At 54.6% G+C, this 16,471-nt stretch carries 16 protein-coding genes and 1 pseudogene; 8 read left to right on the top strand and 9 right to left on the bottom strand.

The features are described from left to right. Nucleotides 1–88: 88 nt before the first annotated feature. Complete coding sequence (locus ACMYUN_RS26675) at nt 89–478, top strand: hypothetical protein (protein ID WP_348971117.1); 390 nt, start codon at nt 89–91, stop codon at nt 476–478. A 157-nt stretch (nt 479–635) separates the two neighbouring features. Here the strand turns inward: ACMYUN_RS26675 and ACMYUN_RS26670 are convergent. After that, nucleotides 636–989 (bottom strand): annotated as a pseudogene (locus ACMYUN_RS26670) (DUF6124 family protein); the annotation flags it as partial. Between the two features lie 641 nt (nt 990–1,630). Beyond that, nucleotides 1,631–1,990: a DUF6124 family protein gene (locus tag ACMYUN_RS26665; RefSeq protein WP_016774969.1), complete on the bottom strand. Its 360-nt coding sequence runs from the start codon at nt 1,988–1,990 to the stop codon at nt 1,631–1,633. 711 nt (nt 1,991–2,701) lie between these two features. Here ACMYUN_RS26665 and ACMYUN_RS26660 point away from each other — a divergent pair. The 3 genes from ACMYUN_RS26660 (at nt 2,702) to ACMYUN_RS26650 (ending at nt 6,649) form a co-directional block, all read left to right on the top strand. Further along, entirely contained in the window at nt 2,702–4,105 is a 1,404-nt protein-coding gene (locus ACMYUN_RS26660) for an AAA family ATPase (protein WP_256808696.1), read from the top strand. Beyond that, the gene (locus ACMYUN_RS26655; protein WP_415762268.1) at nt 4,102–5,004 is read left to right on the top strand and encodes a hypothetical protein; all 903 of its coding nucleotides are present in this window, start codon (nt 4,102–4,104) and stop codon (nt 5,002–5,004) included. Before ACMYUN_RS26660 ends, ACMYUN_RS26655 begins: the two co-directional genes overlap by 4 nt. 328 nt (nt 5,005–5,332) lie before the next feature. After that, nucleotides 5,333–6,649, top strand: coding sequence for a DUF6602 domain-containing protein (locus tag ACMYUN_RS26650; RefSeq protein ID WP_256808692.1), 1,317 nt, complete (start codon nt 5,333–5,335; stop codon nt 6,647–6,649). 157 nt (nt 6,650–6,806) lie between these two features. On the opposite strand, the gene ACMYUN_RS26645 is transcribed toward ACMYUN_RS26650, so the two are convergent. The 3 genes from ACMYUN_RS26645 to ACMYUN_RS26635 form a co-directional block, all read right to left on the bottom strand. Further along, nucleotides 6,807–7,256: a hypothetical protein gene (locus ACMYUN_RS26645; RefSeq protein WP_415762267.1), complete on the bottom strand. Its 450-nt coding sequence runs from the start codon at nt 7,254–7,256 to the stop codon at nt 6,807–6,809. Between the two features lie 97 nt (nt 7,257–7,353). Further along, entirely contained in the window at nt 7,354–8,634 is a 1,281-nt protein-coding gene (locus ACMYUN_RS26640; RefSeq protein ID WP_415762266.1) for an ImmA/IrrE family metallo-endopeptidase, read from the bottom strand. Between the two features lie 244 nt (nt 8,635–8,878). Next, nucleotides 8,879–9,310: a type II secretion system protein N gene (locus ACMYUN_RS26635; RefSeq protein WP_415762265.1), complete on the bottom strand. Its 432-nt coding sequence runs from the start codon at nt 9,308–9,310 to the stop codon at nt 8,879–8,881. Nucleotides 9,311–9,430: 120 nt separating this feature from the next. On the opposite strand from ACMYUN_RS26635, the gene gspH reads away from it, so the two are divergent. Together gspH and ACMYUN_RS26625 are read left to right on the top strand one after the other, a co-directional pair. Then, nucleotides 9,431–9,877, top strand: coding sequence for a type II secretion system minor pseudopilin GspH (gene gspH, locus ACMYUN_RS26630; protein ID WP_415762264.1), 447 nt, complete (start codon nt 9,431–9,433; stop codon nt 9,875–9,877). After that, a complete protein-coding gene (locus tag ACMYUN_RS26625; protein ID WP_341637307.1) occupies nt 9,874–10,482 on the top strand; it encodes a prepilin-type N-terminal cleavage/methylation domain-containing protein in 609 nt (202 codons plus the stop codon). Before gspH ends, ACMYUN_RS26625 begins: the two co-directional genes overlap by 4 nt. A 744-nt stretch (nt 10,483–11,226) precedes the next feature. Here ACMYUN_RS26625 and ACMYUN_RS26620 read toward each other — a convergent pair. From ACMYUN_RS26620 to ACMYUN_RS26610, 3 genes are read right to left on the bottom strand one after another with little or no spacing between them, the layout of a single operon-like run. After that, a complete protein-coding gene (locus ACMYUN_RS26620; protein WP_415762263.1) occupies nt 11,227–12,165 on the bottom strand; it encodes a FecR family protein in 939 nt (312 codons plus the stop codon). A gap of 32 nt (nt 12,166–12,197) precedes the next feature. Continuing rightward, on the bottom strand, nt 12,198–12,749 hold the full coding sequence (locus ACMYUN_RS26615) for an RNA polymerase sigma factor (RefSeq protein ID WP_122698125.1): 552 nt from the start codon (nt 12,747–12,749) through the stop codon (nt 12,198–12,200). Beyond that, nucleotides 12,746–13,468, bottom strand: coding sequence for a secretin and TonB N-terminal domain-containing protein (locus ACMYUN_RS26610; RefSeq protein ID WP_323164840.1), 723 nt, complete (start codon nt 13,466–13,468; stop codon nt 12,746–12,748). Before ACMYUN_RS26610 ends, ACMYUN_RS26615 begins: the two co-directional genes overlap by 4 nt. Before the next feature lie 149 nt (nt 13,469–13,617). Here ACMYUN_RS26610 and ACMYUN_RS26605 point away from each other — a divergent pair, with 149 nt between their 5' ends. Next, nucleotides 13,618–13,920: a hypothetical protein gene (locus ACMYUN_RS26605; protein WP_041480100.1), complete on the top strand. Its 303-nt coding sequence runs from the start codon at nt 13,618–13,620 to the stop codon at nt 13,918–13,920. 181 nt (nt 13,921–14,101) lie between these two features. On the opposite strand, the gene ACMYUN_RS26600 is transcribed toward ACMYUN_RS26605, so the two are convergent. Then, nucleotides 14,102–14,542, bottom strand: a complete 441-nt coding sequence (locus ACMYUN_RS26600) for a carboxymuconolactone decarboxylase family protein (protein ID WP_415762262.1) — start codon at nt 14,540–14,542, stop codon at nt 14,102–14,104. A gap of 443 nt (nt 14,543–14,985) precedes the next feature. Between ACMYUN_RS26600 and ACMYUN_RS26595 the strand changes: the two genes are divergently transcribed. Beyond that, nucleotides 14,986–16,419, top strand: coding sequence for a PLP-dependent aminotransferase family protein (locus ACMYUN_RS26595; RefSeq protein WP_129999485.1), 1,434 nt, complete (start codon nt 14,986–14,988; stop codon nt 16,417–16,419). Nucleotides 16,420–16,471 lie beyond the last annotated feature (52 nt).

The raw sequence follows: 16,471 nt of genomic DNA, 5'->3' as shown, positions 1-16,471 counted from the left end.
GATGGCACTGGGAGTCATCGTCCCCCGGAACCTCATATCCAGTATCCGAAATTTTTGTCGAGCTAAAATCCGCCGTATGAACCGTCAAATGAAGACTTCGATCCTCGTATTTTTCGCACTTTATTGCATGGGTATCAGCGCAGCGTTTGCCGATGACTCACAGGCGTCAGACGACAAGCGCGGGCTAGCAGGCATCGTCGTCGGTGAGCGTTTGGCTGCGGCCAAGTCCAAGCTCGTCAAACAAGGATGGAAGCCAACGCCGATGCACATCACCGACGGGTATGAATACAGTGGCGTGGAGAAGGAGCTGGCTACACGCAATTACTTCGAACTGGACACCTGCTCGTTTGATAGCTCGCGCTGCATCTTGTACTACTCGAAGAAAGGCGCTTGCCTGCGGGTCGATACCATCGGTGAGCAGTTCAACGACATGACGGTGACGCGATGGACCCGTGAATGTCCTGAAGCGGCTCAATAATCACGCAAAAATAAACCGACCCGCTCCCACAGGTTTCAGCGACGAACACAATATCCGGGACCAACGCAGAACCCTGTGGGAGCCAGCCTGCTGGCGAAAGCGGATTATCAGGCAGCACAAACAGTGCATCAGCCATCGCTGCCTGCCCTACTCCACATCAACCCGGCAATTCCAAATTATCTAGCGCCCGATTCACCGCCAGCTCCCCCAACATGATCAGTTGAGCAACCCCCAACAACGCCCGCCGCTGCGGTGCCGGCAACAGACTGGAAATGTCCTGAGCAATCGTCTTCGCCGAAGCAAGCGTTTCACTCGCATCAGCCAGCAGTTCTTCATTCTTGGTATCCGCCGTCACCGCATACATTCCACGCGCCTTACGCGGCGGAGGGAGGAGATTGTTTGGAGACAGGTAATGATCAAGCGCGCGATCAGCGGCTTCGTGGAGCTTGCTGGAATCGAGGGATTCGTAGGGAGACGTGGGATCGGTTTCGGGTGGGTTGGGCGTGGGTTTTGATCACGAGTGAACCATGGCACTTCGACAATCCGAAATTAGTTCATCCAGATAAGGGGATATTTTCTCCGCGTCTACGAAAGCTAGAGCCTGATTAGCGGCTTCCCGTAGAGGCTGCCATTCACATTGATCAAATATCGACCGATCATCGCAATGGATAGCCGACTCAGGCAAGGAACTGCACAAGTCCCAGACATGCTGCAGTCCACTCCGAACATCCTTTTGCATCGCGGCCCCACACACTGTTAGTGCTTCATGCAAAGGCAGCATTGTTTTCGACCAAACCTCACAGGCTGGGCAATCAGGAATCGTTTGTCGCTGCTCATCAGCATTCATAGCCAAGAAGGTAAGCCCCCGAATTGCCAAGCAAACAGCAAGAACTCGTCGGTACTCGCTCTGCCCGTACCAGTTCCAAATCGTAGTTGAAAACTCCATCACCAACTCCGCGAGGTCGGTTGACCATTCAAATATGAGTCCATCGAGTGAATTCCTTTAACGTTCTAAAGACAGCAACCGACCCACTATCATGAACTTCAGCGCCGGCCACAGAACCAGCGATCCACACCAACCCCCGCGGGAGCGAGCCTGCTCGCGAAGGCGCCAAAGCTTACTCCAATCAAGCCTTGGCCCCGTCTTCTAAATCACCCCGCCACCTCCAAATTATCCATCACCCGATTCACTGCCAACTCCCCCAGCATGATCAGTTGAGCAACCCCCAACAACGCCCGCCGCTGCGGTGCTGGCAGCAAACTGGAAATGTCCTGTGCAATCGTCTTCGCCGAAGCAAGCGTTTCACTCGCATCGGCCAGCAGTTCTTCATTCTTGGTATCCGCCGTCACCGCATACATCCCCCGCGCCTTACGTGGCGGCGGCAGGAGATTGTTTGGCGACAGGTAATGATCGAGAGCGCGGTCAGCGGCTTCGTGAAGTTTGTTGGAATCGAGGGATTCGTAGGGAGACGTGGGATCGGTTTCGGGCGGGTTGGGTGTTGGTTTGATCATGAGTGAATCTCCAAATCATAGAAAAGGAGCCATCATCTTTTCGCTACCAAACGAAGGGGGTGGTGGCCATACGAAGGTTGGTAGACCGGTGACTTGGAAAACCGGCGCGCCCGAAGACGCCCTGCGCATGGCCACCATAAAGACACAGCCCCAAAAAGGACTGAATCGGGTGACGCTATGCGCCAAGTCTAAGCCGGGCTACCAAACCCGATCGCTGATTCGTCAGCGACCCGACCACAATAAGACCCGCCTCTAAGGCGCACAAGCCAGCGGATTCTGGCGTAGCTGTAGGCAAAGGCGCAAGGATATGTAGCCTGAGAGCGTGACTGGAGATGTCTTTTTAAACATTTGTGTTTATGAGGCGCAATTGCGCCACGTTGGGCGGGACAGATGCGTCCCGTATCGGCCTATTGACCTGACTATACCCTTAAAAACGGCAGCTTTCGGCCGAAAGCGGACGTTTGCGAGTGGCCGCAACCGGTCAGAAGGAGACGCGCACTGAAGACCCTTCTGTAAGTTTATTCCTATGCGTCACTTTTCCAAAGGTGACCTCCCGATCAATCGGTAATCTCATCAAAGTAAGATCGGGTGGGGGCGTGCGTATTGTCCTTTCACGCATCAGCTCAGGTACGTGCTGAAGACATGGCAAATTGCCCTACCACAGGCTAAAGTCAAGAAAGTCGATCAAGAGCATACAGGCCAGAGAAGAAAATGCAGCCAGCAATTAAGTCATTATCGATTCGTATGCTTCATCATTACCTAGATATAGACCTTCAGTTTTCGGAAGGTTTAAACGTTATTTACGGAAAAAACGGTAAGGGAAAGACGACAGTCCTCCACATTATCGCCAATATCTTAGAGTTGGATTTTTCTCGTTTTTCGCACATTAAATTTCACTCAATCTCTGTTGCAAGTTTCAATGGCGATACGTTGGACTTGGCCCAAAGCGACGAAGGGTTGATTAGTGCTTGTTTCAATGAGAGATTAATTGGATTTTCAAATGAGATAAAGTATCCGATTCTGAGTGCAACGGAAGAGGAGATAATCAAAAGTGCATTTGGTGGTAGGCCTGTCTATTTACCGGCGTACAGATCTATACTTGAGAAAGTCAAATCTACTAGTAGTTCGTATGAGTCCGGCCGATCGTCTGATCACGATGCAATCAAGAGAAAAGAATTGTTCGAAATCACAAAGGAAAACCCATCCTTTGTACGCCACCGAGATGAGCAGCGCGCCAACATGGTTGCATTTAAAACCTTACAGTGCCGCGACTGGTTCGGGCCATTCGTTCCGATTATACGGTATCCAGGCCTCGCTGACGTAGTTGACAGTATTAGTGAAGAATTCAATGAAGCACAAATGAGCTCAAGCCAAGCTCAGAGTCAAATGTTGAACTCTATCTTTATTGGAGTGTTTAATTCTATTACATCAAAAGATGAGACTCCCAGCGATGGAGAGGTCGAACCTCTTCTTGAACGCGTAAAAACAGCACTTGACGACACACAAAACAGTGCAAGCCTTCACTCTGTTACTGCCTCTCAGCAACTGGCCCATGCCGTACGGCAAGCAAAATTCGCGGGAGATCAAGATAATAACGCCACCAAGCGAGTTTTAAAGCTTTATGCTGACATGCTTGAGCGTTTGAAGGATGAGAATCAAAGAGTTTTTAAAAAACTTCGTAGCTTTGAGAGCGCAGTGAATAAGTTTCTCGATGGAAAGCAACTTGAGATATCGCCTCATTTTGCGAGAAATCACAATAGGTGGCGCGAGTATGCATTTGTACGGACAGATAATAATAGTATTTATCCTTTAACAACATTATCTTCCGGGGAAAGGCAGATTTTGACAATGCTTTTCACTGCGAGCCGGATGAGTACAGCATCGACTGGCATTTTTCTGATCGACGAACCCGAATTGTCGCTGCATATTGACTGGCAACGGATTATCCTCGCCAACCTTGAGCAGCAAGCCGCTAATCGTCAAATCATAGCCTGCACTCATTCACCGGAAGTTGGTGCCGACCATCCCGATGCTGTCCAGATTTTCGCTCCGACGGTTAACAAATCTAATGCTTCCTCGGAAGATGATGAGTCTTATCTGGAAGATCTGTCATGAGCAGCTATTCCAGCGTTTCTGCTTACTTACTCGCAGTGAGGCTGCGCTCTAATAAAACGCTTTTAGTGGAGGGCGCAACCGATAAAAAAGTATTATCCCATTTCATCTTAAAGAAAAACCACTTAGACAACGTTTTTGCTAATTGCTGGATCGACGACGCCTCGTTGATTGATGATAAAGCCCTGGGACCTGTTGGAGCTCGCGAAAAAATAAAAAATATTGCAAGTAGGCGCCCTCCTGACAATTTCCGATGCTTAATTGATCGCGAATGGGACGGTTTAAATATCACAAGTCTTGAATATGATACCGCACTATTTCCCGAAAACACCTTTGTAACCCGAGGCCATTCGATTGAAAACTACTGGTTCACACCAGGATCTTTTATAAATTTTATCATCCACACTCATCCTACCAATGTAAGTGCAGAATATCTTAGAAAGATTGAGTCGCACTATATCGCTATTTTGCAGTTCTCAGCAGCTTACTCGCTCGCCTGTAAAAATTTGTCAATTGTAGCTCGAGCAAATGAGATGTTGTCGAGCGAAAATATCGCGCTAAATAATTCGACCTTTACCGCTAGTTCTTGCTTAGATAGCAAAATAGCGCTACGTGGTCACCAGTGCAATTTATTCGAAACTACTAATTCGTTGTTAGCACAGGCTAGGCAATTTGAACCTGACAAGCTTCAATGGATATGCCATGGTCACCTAGGAGAACAGGCAATTCGCGCATGTATCGGCAAGCTCGCTGAAACTGAAGGCTATGACGCTGCCACTATTGAATCAATTGTGTTTGGCTTCAAAATAGAAAAACTAAAGCTTGATTCAGAACATGTCACCACCCTTCCCGAGGGTAGTGCTACTCCACTGAACCAGGTATTGAATTGGATTCGCACTTAGAGGGCACTCTTCGCTGTTTCTAACGAACCTATATATATAAGCATTAAAGTGTCTGCAGAGTGCGCCACTAAAGCGGGCAGGAATCAATGATCGCTCTGGGTCGAAAGCTGTCATTCACGACTGCTTCTGAGCCAGAGCTGTCACGACAAGTGGCAGTCTGACCACAGCGATCGCCGGGCAACTTAGCGATAACTGGCGAGCACTTCGTTGCCAGTTGTGTTCTACCTAGTTAAAGAATTGGCATAACGACCGGTGTTTTATAGTTACGACCATAGCGCGCGTCCCATTTTGGGGCATACTACTTAAAATCTCTCAGACAGTTCCTGAAATGATCAAAAACGCCTCCGAAATGTTGACAGCTTTCATCGCCGCAGAGCGAGAGAAAGTCGACTCCATCGACATGCCACACATGCCTACACTAGGCAGTGCATACGAAGCAATTGCCAATGCAGGTATCGAAAACAGTTTCGTTCTACCACCCAATCTGGACTTGAGGGTTGTATCTGGCTTTATCAGCGGCATCCCTAACCAAATAGACGGCATGTTAGTTAGAGGAGAAGGGCAGCGTTATGGATTAACTGATCAGTACATATACCCTATTGAGCAAGTTTTGTGCGTGCTGGAGGTAAAGAAAACACTGAACAAGGCCGACCTCGTTGATGGAATTAGCCACCTAGCTGCAGTTCAGCGCCTTTTCGTGCAGAATTTCTCCGCTCGGTATGAGGCGGGAGAACATTTTGAGTTCGATTTAGCTCGAGAGTCATTTGAGAAAATTACTGGGCGCGCCGGCCCTCGTTCGAGTGCAGGCATAAGCGCTTTGTCCCCCGCAGAACAGCTGATATTCGGGATACTTGCGCGGCAGTTATACGCCCCAATTACGGTGCTTCTTGGGTTCGATGGTTACAGCACTGAACGGGGTCTTCGAGAAGCGATGTTGGACATTGTTGAGTCCAACGCGGGGCCGGATAGCAACGCATCTCCAGACATCCTGCCTTCATTGATTACTGCTGGCAGCTTTACTTTAGTTAAATGCACAGGTCGTCCTTATCTTGCATGCGGTGCGGAGGATGAGTGGGTAGTACTAGCATCCGCTAGGCATAATGTCGCGAGAATTCTTTTAGAATTTCTTTGGACCAAAATCTCGATGTTCTTCAATGTACGTATGCCATTCGGGCTTGACATGGATCATGAGAATCTCAAGGAACTGCTATTGGCCAAAGGCGTCATTCTGGATGGCAAAGTTTCACTTCACTTGCGCTCCGCATCCTTCTCTGAGAAATATTTACAACGGCCTGCTGTAACATTGTGGCAGCCGGCAAAGCTCAGCTCTGCAGCCGTATACTTAGCGGAGAGCGCAAGTTTTTTAGGTGGCTGCCTACAGCTTAATAAATCTCTTGGCGAGTATATTAAAAAAAACCACTGCATTGAGCTTGGTCAGGCTATCACAGAGCTTGTTAAAACTAACGTCTTCAGCATAAATGATGATCTTCTACAAGTTGTATCAAGTCGAGCTTTGATAGCCTCTTTCGATGATGGCACTGGTTACGCAGACCTTGACGGTGAACGACTACAGTCTTGGTGTGATGAACAAGGACTCGAACCGTACTACGTAAGATTTTTAATGCTAGATGAGTCTGGCCGGTAAAAAAATAACCCGAGGCAAGTGCAGTCGAATGGCCTCTATGGGTCGAAAGCGGCCGTTCATGAGCGTTCGCTTTTGGCCGATAGCTGCCCCAAGCGAAGGACTGCAATCGACCCATAACGCTCGGTTGATCCTGCGATGTTTTGCCATTGAACGATAGTTAAGTATTTTTATTGAGGATTTCTTCCAGTTTTTTGTAAGTGTTTAGCATGCCGTCCCCCATGGTTCTATGCTCCTGATTCGGCAGAGTCCTATTATTTATTACGAGACTTGTAAACATGCTTAGCTGGGAGGATAGTGCGTTTATTTTCGCCGACTCCAATAAGGCTTGTGCCTGTTCGCTCTGTGCTGCTGTCGACTTAGCAAGCTCATCCCTTGTGAGCTGAAGCTCCGTTCGCTGGAGCGCTAGCTCTTCGCTCTGAAGAAAGATTGCATATATCACTCCGGCGAATGCAAGCCCTGAAAACAGGGTATTGATGGCGCCAAACATATCGCCAAAAATCCCTCTATGCTCCCAGGTGGAGATAGAGAAAAATAGCAAAGACCCAAATACAACTTGAGCTATAATTACAGCTATAGATAAAACTATGAGGCCTTTATATTTTTTCATTTGCATTTTTCTTCTTTTAAAAAAGGGGACTGCGGACTTATTATTACGAAATGTATCCACCCCTCTTGCTCAAATTGTTAATTATGCATAAATACATTCAAGCCTCCACTAGATGACCCAGTGCTTTCATTCGCAATCTAACTGCTGTCAAGGACACTTTAAAATACCTACTAAGCGCTGCTGCGATCATCCGAAAATTAGTTAAATTGTCACTTTGCTCGTCAAGATATATAGTTCCGTGACCTCGGTTACGGATCCCATAACGCTTAACCAAAACACTCAGTACCATGTTGAATTCAGTTTGAGGCATAAGCAAACATGAGGCAAACATATTTGCCTGCCATTCAAGTCGCTCTACCTCTCCTTTCGGCACAGTAATAAACTGGCTTTGATCGATATCCTGAGCGTGAATGCTTTCGCGAGACATGTATCGTCCATGTTTAAGAAAATAGTGGCCCAACTCATGGGCAAGGGTGAATCTAGCCAAGTGCGATTGCTCGTCGAGAGTGAAGATCTTTATTTCCAGTGGATTGAAGGTAATACTGCCCAGAGCTGAGTGATTCTCCTCAAAAAAACGCACAATCAAACCATTACTATCCCTCTCATGAGAAATAACCTTATTCAAATCTACAAAGCCTTGATTATAGGAAATTGACTTTAGTACCTGTTCTGCCAAATCTTCAAGACTATCTTTTGAGACAAAGGGAACACGTAGTTTGGAGGTAGGTAGGGTCGTATGAATTAACCTCAGCTCCTCATCACTGAACGCAGCTTCAACATCGAGCCCTTTCCAGATGCCATCCCATCCATCTGTGTAGCCAGAAGGAGTAACGGCATAGGCGCTGTAGATAGTGGGTCGAAAGTCTTGATTTGTCAGCGCATATTCAATTTCCGCTCGCTTACGCGACTTTGTGCTTCGCGTTCCTGTTAGCAGCGCACGAGGAAGCTCCCATCGAAACTCGGATTGATCAAAATATCGCAGAAGCCCGAAGCCTTTGTTGCGCGCAATGTTGAACGTACCAGATTGAAACGCACTCATGGAGGCGAAAATCCCTTTCACGTTGAAGCCGGTAACCTGACTGACCTTGGCGGAGAATTCTTCGATATCGCACACAGGAACAGTACCGCTGTAGTTTTTGCACTCTATGATTACGATCATCGAAGGTTTTTCGAGACCAGGCAAAAACACCTCAATCGCGATATCGAAGATGATGGAATCTTCTCGATCGCGTGAGTAATAGCTTCTTTTTCTATAAATCTGACAATGCTCCGATCTACAAAAGAAGCGCCCTTCATGGATTTCACGAGTCAGGAACTGGAAAACCTGCTCTTCAAACTTGTCGCCCTTGGCGTAAGTGCTTAAATTTTCACGGTCCATATTTACGCAGCGACGCTGGTGGTTGGACGCTGAGAATAACCGAAAATGAGGAATAAATTTATCAGTTACTTGTGACGACGCATCGGCAAGCGTCCCATAGGAGATGCTTTTTGCCGGTAGGTGACATTGTTGGCAATCCGCTCATGGATACAAATAATGCGGCCCATTCGGGCTCGTCTTTTTGCAAAAACGCGCTAGCTGACAGCCAGCCAACCGCCACAAATGAATGGTTTCCCCCAACAAATCAAGGCCCCACCAACCTAGGCAACTCAACCCCCTCCCCCAACCTCTCCACCCCCAACCTCACCCTCTCCCCACCCCGCTCAATCACCACCCCATCCCCCTCAACCCCCACCAACTTCACCCCAACCCCAACCTTCTCCCCCACCAAAAAACTCCTCGGCGCGCCATCATTCAAACTCAATATCGCCACCGTCCCGCTCCCGCCCGCGATCACCCCGCTCACCTTGATATCCACCGGCGCAGTCTCATTGGAGAACCACTGCAACGCCGGGCTATCACTCCTCGCCGCAAGCACTTGCGGGGCGGCTGCGGGTGTGTGGGATTCCGCCGTGGTCAGCAGCAGCGACGACCATGTCGCGACGCCCACCAGGGCGGCGAGCAGGGCCAAGGCCTGGACGGTTTGCGCCGGGGTAATCCGTGCGGTGAGTTTCATGGGTTGTCGCTCCTTGTTGTCCCTGTTGCCAGCCTACGCGGCAATTCTCTCCGTTTTATTTCACATGCCTTACATGTTCGCCGGGCACGATGGGGTGGGACGCCAAGGAGCGCGTGGGTGATGAGCAGGCAGCAGGGTTTTACGTTGATCGAGTTGATGGTGGTGCTGGTGATTATTGGCATTGCCAGTGCGGCGATCAGTTTGAGTATCAGGCCCGATCCGTTGCAGTTGTTGCGCAAGGATGCCGAGCGGGTTGCGCAGTTGTTGCAGGTGGCGCAGGCGGAGGCTCGCGCGGATGGGCGGCCGATTGTGTGGGTGGCGGATGCCAAGGGGTTTCGCTTTGGGCGGCGTGGGGATGATGGCGAGGGGTTTGAGTCGTTCAAGGAGGATGCGCAGTTGCGCCCGCGTGCGTGGCAGAGCCCGAAGGTCGAGGTGCGTGTGGAGCCGCGGCAGACGGTGGTGCTGAATGCCGAGTGGATCAATCCGCCGTTGCGGCTGATTTTGTCGGATGGGGCCAATCGGCTGAGTGTGCTGCGCGATGGCAGTGGGCGGATCAGTATTCAATGAAGACTCAGCAAGGGTTCACTCTGATCGAGGTGATGGTCGCGATTCTGCTGATGGCGGTGGTGAGTCTGATTGCCTGGCGCGGGCTGGACAGTGTGACGCGGGCGGACAGTCATTTGCAGGCGAGCAGTGAGCAGAGCGATGGGTTGTTGCGGGTGTTGAATCAGTTGCAGCGCGATGTGGACATGCGCGCGGGGGTCGAGTTGAGCGAGCCGCGCAAGGTCGGGGCTGAGGATGAGGCGCCGACTGCGCCGCCGGCGGTGACGGTGCGCAGTAGTGATAGCAAGGGGTTTCGGCTGGACATTATTCGTAGCGCGGCGGATCAGCCGGGGGCGTTGCAGCGGGTTCGGTGGTGGGTCAAGGGGGATACGTTGTATCGGGCGGTGGCTGAGGCGCGCAGTCGCTATCCGTTGCCGGCGCCTGGGAATGGGGTTGCTGTGTTGAATGAGGTGAGTGATGTGCAGGTGCGGGTTTGGGAGGTGGACAAGGGCTGGCGGCAGTTGAGTGGCAATCGGCGGGAGGATCCGTTGGGATTGGAGATTCGTTTGAGTCGGCAGACGGCGCAGGGGGTTGAGCGGTATCGGCAGGTGATTGGGTTGTTGCAATAGCCGGGATCACCGCAGGGCTTTTGTAGGAGTGAGCCTGCTCGCGATTGCGGTGGGTCAGTCAATATTGTTGTTACTGGTAGACCGCTTTCGCGAGCAAGCTCGCTCCCACAATTGGGTTGGGGGCGGTCAGTTGCAGGTTGGGTGGCTGTTAGGCCGTCATCGCTGGCAAGCCAGCTCCCACAGGGATCGAGTGCGACCGGAAGATATTGGTCAGATGGTAGACCGCTTTCGCGAGCAGGCTCGCTCCCACAGCTGGGTTGGGGGCGGTCAGTTGCAGGTTGGGTGGCTGTTAGGCCGTCATCGCTGGCAAGCCAGCTCCCACAGGGATCGAGTGCGACCGGAAGATATTGGTCAGATGGTAGACCGCTTTCGCGAGCAAGCTCGCTCCCACAATTGGGTTGGGGGCGGTCAGCTGCAGGTTGGTTGGCTGTTAGGCCGTCATCGCTGGCAAGCCAGCTCCCACAGGGTTCGAGTGCGACCGGAAGATATTGGTCAGATGGTAGACCGCTTTCGCGAGCAGGCTCGCTCCCACAATTGGGTTGGGGGCGGTCAGTTGCAGGTTGGGTGGCTGTTAGGCCGTCATCGCTGGCAAGCCAGCTCCCACAGGGTTCGAGTGCGACCGGAAGATATTGGTCAGTTGGGTAACCGCTTTCGCGAGCAAGCTCGCTCCCACAGAAAGCAAGAGCAAGATCAAAAGATCGCAGCCTTCGGCAGCTCCTACATTTGGATTGCGCTGGGCTTTGGTTAGCTGAGCACTACGACGCCACCGGGCAGTTCGGTGCATTTGACGCCGTAGGCATCGCGGATCAGCAAGGCGACGCCGGCGAGTTGGTCGAGGTTGAAGCGGGCCTGGACGCGGCGTTGGCCGAGTTCGCGGTTGAGCAGCAGGAGCATGCCGGGGCGGTAGCGGTTGATTTCGTCGATCATCTGGCTGAGGGTGGCGCCGTTGAACACCAGCACTTGTTGGCGCCAGTTCATCACGGCGGCGGTGTCGACGGTTTGTACGTTGCCGATTTGCCGTGCGTCGTAGGTGACTTGCTGGCCCGCTTCCAGGCGCAGGTTGCGGCCGTCGATGGCGACGTCGACCGCGCCGTCGAGGCAGGTCACGCAGACTTGCTGGTCGGTGTTGCGCAGGTTGAAGCGCGCCTGACTGGCGCGCAACCACCCTGCCCCGGCCTGCATCGCCAGTGGCAGGCGTGCGGTTTGTACTTCGACTTCGCCGCTGACCAGTTCAAAACCCTGCACGCCGTTTTCGACGCTGCGCTGGTTGATGCGGGTCTGGGTGTTGAGTTCGAGGCTCACACCTTGCGCCGGTTCGACGCGGCGCTGCTGGCCGACTTCGGTGATGTAGTCGGCGCCCAGTCCTTCGAAGCCGCCGGGAATGGTGCCGCGCACCAGCAGGAACGCGGCGGACGCGGCAATCGCGCCGCCGAGAAATGCCCGTCGACCGAAGCTGCGTCGGCCCTGCAGCGCTTCGGCGGCCGGTTGCAGGCGATGCCATAGCCGCTTGGCTTCTTCGAAGGCCCGGGCATGTTCGCCGCTTCGCGCGCACCATTCGCGCAGGGCGCGGGCGTCGGCGACGGTGGCACGGCCCGAGGTCAGCAGGATCAGCCAGTCGTGGGCTTCGCTGTGCAGCAACTCGGTGGCCGAAGGCTCGGCGGGTTTCAGTCGAAAGATGTTCAAACGCGCAAATTCTCAACGGATTAATCGGGTCACTACTCGCTAGACGGTTTTCCGGCCCCGCGACCGAACCGCTGAAACACTTTTCTTTCCAGTTTCGCTGCGCAGAAGCCCAGCGCGGCTTTGATTTCCTTCTCGACCATGCGCGTGGAGATGCCGAAACGCTGAGAGATTTCCAGGTGCGGCGCCTCTTCCAGCCGCGCGGCGATGAAGATCCGCCGACGCCGTGCGGGCAATTCGTACAAGGCGCTGAGCAGGGCCTGCATCTCCTTTTGCCCGCCGACCACCCGCGCCGGGTCGAGGGCTTCGTCGCCCAGTTGCAGCAGTTCCTCGACTTCGGTGCCGGTGAGCAGCCGCGCATCGGCCTGACGGCGGTCGGCGGCTATGTTGAGTGCCATGCGATACAGATAGGCGTTGGGCTTGAGCAGGTTTGGCGGGGTCTCCATGCGATCGACCCGCAGCCAGGTTTCGTGCAGCACGTCGTTGGCCAGGTCCTCGGAACCGAGACGGCGGCGCAGGCGCACGCGAAAATCCTCGTAGGAGCTGAGGAACAACTGGCCCATCACGCTTTGTCCGGCGTCTTTCATCCCCCGGAAACTCCTTCCCATCTCGTGCATTCCATGCGTTTCCCTGACGACTCCGGTAACAACAGCAACGTGACCGGCTGGCGCAAGGCGCTGGGCGTCGGCCGATCGATTGTGAGGTTGCGAAAACTTTCCACCAGCGCGTTATCGCGCCGTACATCGCCGGTCGAAGTGACCAACCGGTTGTGCTGCACCACGCCGTCGCGCCCGACCCACACCTGCAACACCGCGCGATAACTGCCCGGCCGGGTCAGCGGCGAACGGCACAGCTTGCGCTCGATCGCCGCTTGCACCGCCGTCGCGTAACTGCGGTTGACCGCGACAGCGGCCGGCGTGGGTTTGTCCGTCGGCACTGGCAGGTCTTCCACCTGCGCCGCTTGCAGGGTGAACGCGTCGGCCCGGGCGTAGCGCGCCATCAACCCGGTGCCGCCGAGCAGATGGCGCAAGGCATCGGCGGCGGTGAATTCGCCATCCACGGCGAGGGAACGCCGACCCCGGCTCAACTGGCTGTCGACCAGCACCGCGACGCCAGTGGCGCGGCTGTATTGATCCAGCGCCCGGGCCAGCTCCTGCGCCGGGATGTGCAAGGTCATGCGCATGTCCGCCGCTGCCGGATCTGCGTTGGCCGCGTTGGCCAGCAGACCGAGCAGCCACCCCAGACCCGCGCGGCGCACAAGCGTCGCCGAGCGCTGAAGACTGATCCGCGAACTGCCTCGCTGCACGACTGGCGCACCCCTGAAAATCGCTATCCTGCGGGGCATTTATGACTCTGGTATGACGGGCGGTGCAAAAAAACCATCACGGGTTTTGCCCCGCGCTTGCACTAGACTCAAACCCAGAGCGGCCCAATCGGGCGGGCCAGGAGGCGGACATGAAAACGCGGTGGATGTGGGTCTTGCTGATGACGGTGGGCGCGGCGCAGGCGGAGGAGCCGCTGGGCTGTGTCGAGGTCACGGTCGGCGGTTACAAGGCGCCGAATTACGATTGCCTGAGCCAACAGATGGGCAACAATCCCGACGGCGCGGCGGCGGCGCAGAAAAACATGGAAGCGTTGAATGTGCCGGTGCACAAGCGCGCGCCGAATCAGGTCGGGCTGGCGACCCCGGCGGCGACGAGTACGCGGATGGGCAATACGTTTGGCACCTCGGTGAAACCGCAGCGGCCGGCGAATTGAATCGCACTGTGGGTGCTGAGGGGATTTAGCGCCTGTGGTGAGGGGATTTATCCCCGTTGGGTTGCGCAGCGGCCCCGAAGTCGCCTGACTCTGATCTGTCAGATAAACCGATTTCACCGTTTTGACGTCTGCTGCGCAGCCGAACGGGGATAAATCCCCTCGCCACAGGGATGGGTGCTTTTCAGTCACTTGGGGTCTGGCGGAAGCTGACGGCCAAGCGATTCCAGCTGTTGATCGTGCTGACCGCAACCGTCAAATCCACCAGTTCACCTTCATCGAATTGCTCGCGCGCCTGCTGGTAGACGTCATCGGGCACGTGGCTTTCGGCCAACAGCGTCACCGCCTCGGCCCAGGCCAGCGCCGCGCGTTCGCGGGGGTTGAAGAAGCTGCTGTCGCGCCACACCGCGATCGCATACAAGCGCCGATCACTCTCCCCCGCTCGCCGCGCGTCCACCGAGTGCATATCGGTGCAGAATGCGCAGCCGTTGAGTTGCGAAGCGCGGATCCTGATCAGTTGCAGCAGCGGCGCTTCGATGCTCAGGTTGGCGGTCAGCGCCTCCATGGCAAGCATCGCTTTCATCGCCTTGGGCGACGCGTTGTAGTAATCCAGACGCAGGGGCATGGCGCGGCTCTCGGCAGGCGGAATGATGAGTTCACGGTAAGGGCTGTGCAGGCTGTGTTACAGCCCCAATTCCACGAATTTCGGCTACACCACTGAACCTCGGCCAAACGCAATACCTGTGGGAGCGAGCTTGCTCGCGAAAGCGGTTTCCCAGACAAATATTCATCCACTGCACCACCGCTATCGCTGGCAAGCCAGCTCCCACAAGGTTTAACGTCGTTCACAAGATTCGTGCACGCCGCAAAAACTGTGGGAGCTGGCTTGCCAGCGATAGCGGAGTGTCAGACAACGAATCTGTTCAATGACCCACCGCTTTCGCGAGCAGGCTCGCTCCCACAGGGATTTACGCCAATTTGCGGTTTTTAGTCCACGCAACTACTGCCAAAAGCCCAACAACGCTAATCTGACCGACACTTCACTCAACACCCGGGAGCCTCGTCGGTATGGAACTTCATGTCGTGATCAACGGCCGCAAGGATCTTGCCGGTCAGTTGTATCAGCAGTTGCGCGCGGCGATTGAATCCGGGCGGTTGGCCGCAGGTACGCAGTTGCCGCCGAGCCGCTTGCTGGCCGAGCAATTGGGCATTTCGCGCAAGACCATTTCCGACACCTATGCGCAGCTGACTTACGAAAATTTCCTCACCGGGGTGATCGGCAAAGGCACCTACGTCAACGCCCGCCCTGCGCAGGTGCAGCGCAAGCAGAGCCACACCGAGCTGGCCAGTGCCGAGGTGATCGAGAGCTGGCGCAATCTGCCGGTGTTCCTCCGTCACCCGACGCTTGAAGGTTCGCTGCGCTACGACTTTATCGGTGGCGCCACCAGCAAGGGCCAGTTTCCGCAAGACGATTGGCGCCGCTGCGTCGCCCACGCGATGCGGCAGATGGCGCAGTCCAAAGGCTTCTACAGCGTTGCTGAAGGCCTACCGGCGCTGCGCAATGCTATCGCTCGGCACATCGCGTTTTCTCGCGGTATCAATTGTCAGGACGAAGACATCGTCGTATGCAACGGCGCACAGCAGGCGCTGGACCTGATTGCCCGCGTGCTGACCCGCCCCGGCAGTCTGGTGGCGATGGAAGATCCCGGCTACCCGCCCGCGCGCTTGTTGTTCGGCACGCACGGTGCCGAAGTAGTCGGGGTGCCGGTGGATGCCGAGGGTATTCAGGTCGAACAGATTCCCGATGGCACGCGGCTGATTTATGTGACGCCCTCGCACCAGTTTCCGCTGGGTATGGCGATGAGTCAGGCGCGCCGCGAGGCCCTGCTCGCCCGGGCCCATGAGCTCGGCGCGATCATCATCGAAGACGATTACGACAGTGAATTCCGCTACGAGGGCCGGCCCACCGATTCGCTGTACAACCTCGACCAGCGCGGCATCGTCGCCTACGTCGGCACCTTCTCGAAAACCCTGCTGCCAGAGCTGCGTCTGGGCTACGCGATCCTGCCGCCGTCGATTATCGAGGCGGTGATTCGCGCCAAACAGCTGACCGATCTGCACGCCTCGACCCTGCCGCAATGGGCGCTGGCCAAGTTCATCGCCGAGGGTTGCCTGCTCAAGCACATCCGCCGCTGCCACACGATCTACGCGCAACGCCGCGAACGCATTCTCGAGCGCATGGCCACCGACCTTGCACCTTGGCTGCAAGCCGTTCCAGCCAGTGCCGGGTTTCACATGGCAGTGTTCTGCAAGGTGCCGATCGATTTGCCGCTGGTCATCGAGCTGGCAAAAAAGGTCGAGGTCGGCCTGTATGCGATCAGTGGTTTCTACTACCAGCAGCCGGCGAAAGAAGGCCTGTATTTCGGCTTCGGCGCCATCGAGACCCTGGACATCGACATTGCTCTGGATCGCCTGCGTGACATCCTCGAACAGCTGTCATGAGCCGTTGGTATAAGGCTTTTACCGCCGATTGGTTATTGGTGATTCATGGCGG

It is taken from the genome of Pseudomonas sp. CP4 (assembly GCF_047758505.1).
Classification (GTDB): Bacteria; Pseudomonadota; Gammaproteobacteria; order Pseudomonadales; family Pseudomonadaceae; genus Aquipseudomonas; species Aquipseudomonas fluorescens_AO.
This window is presented reverse-complemented; position numbering and strand designations above follow the sequence as displayed.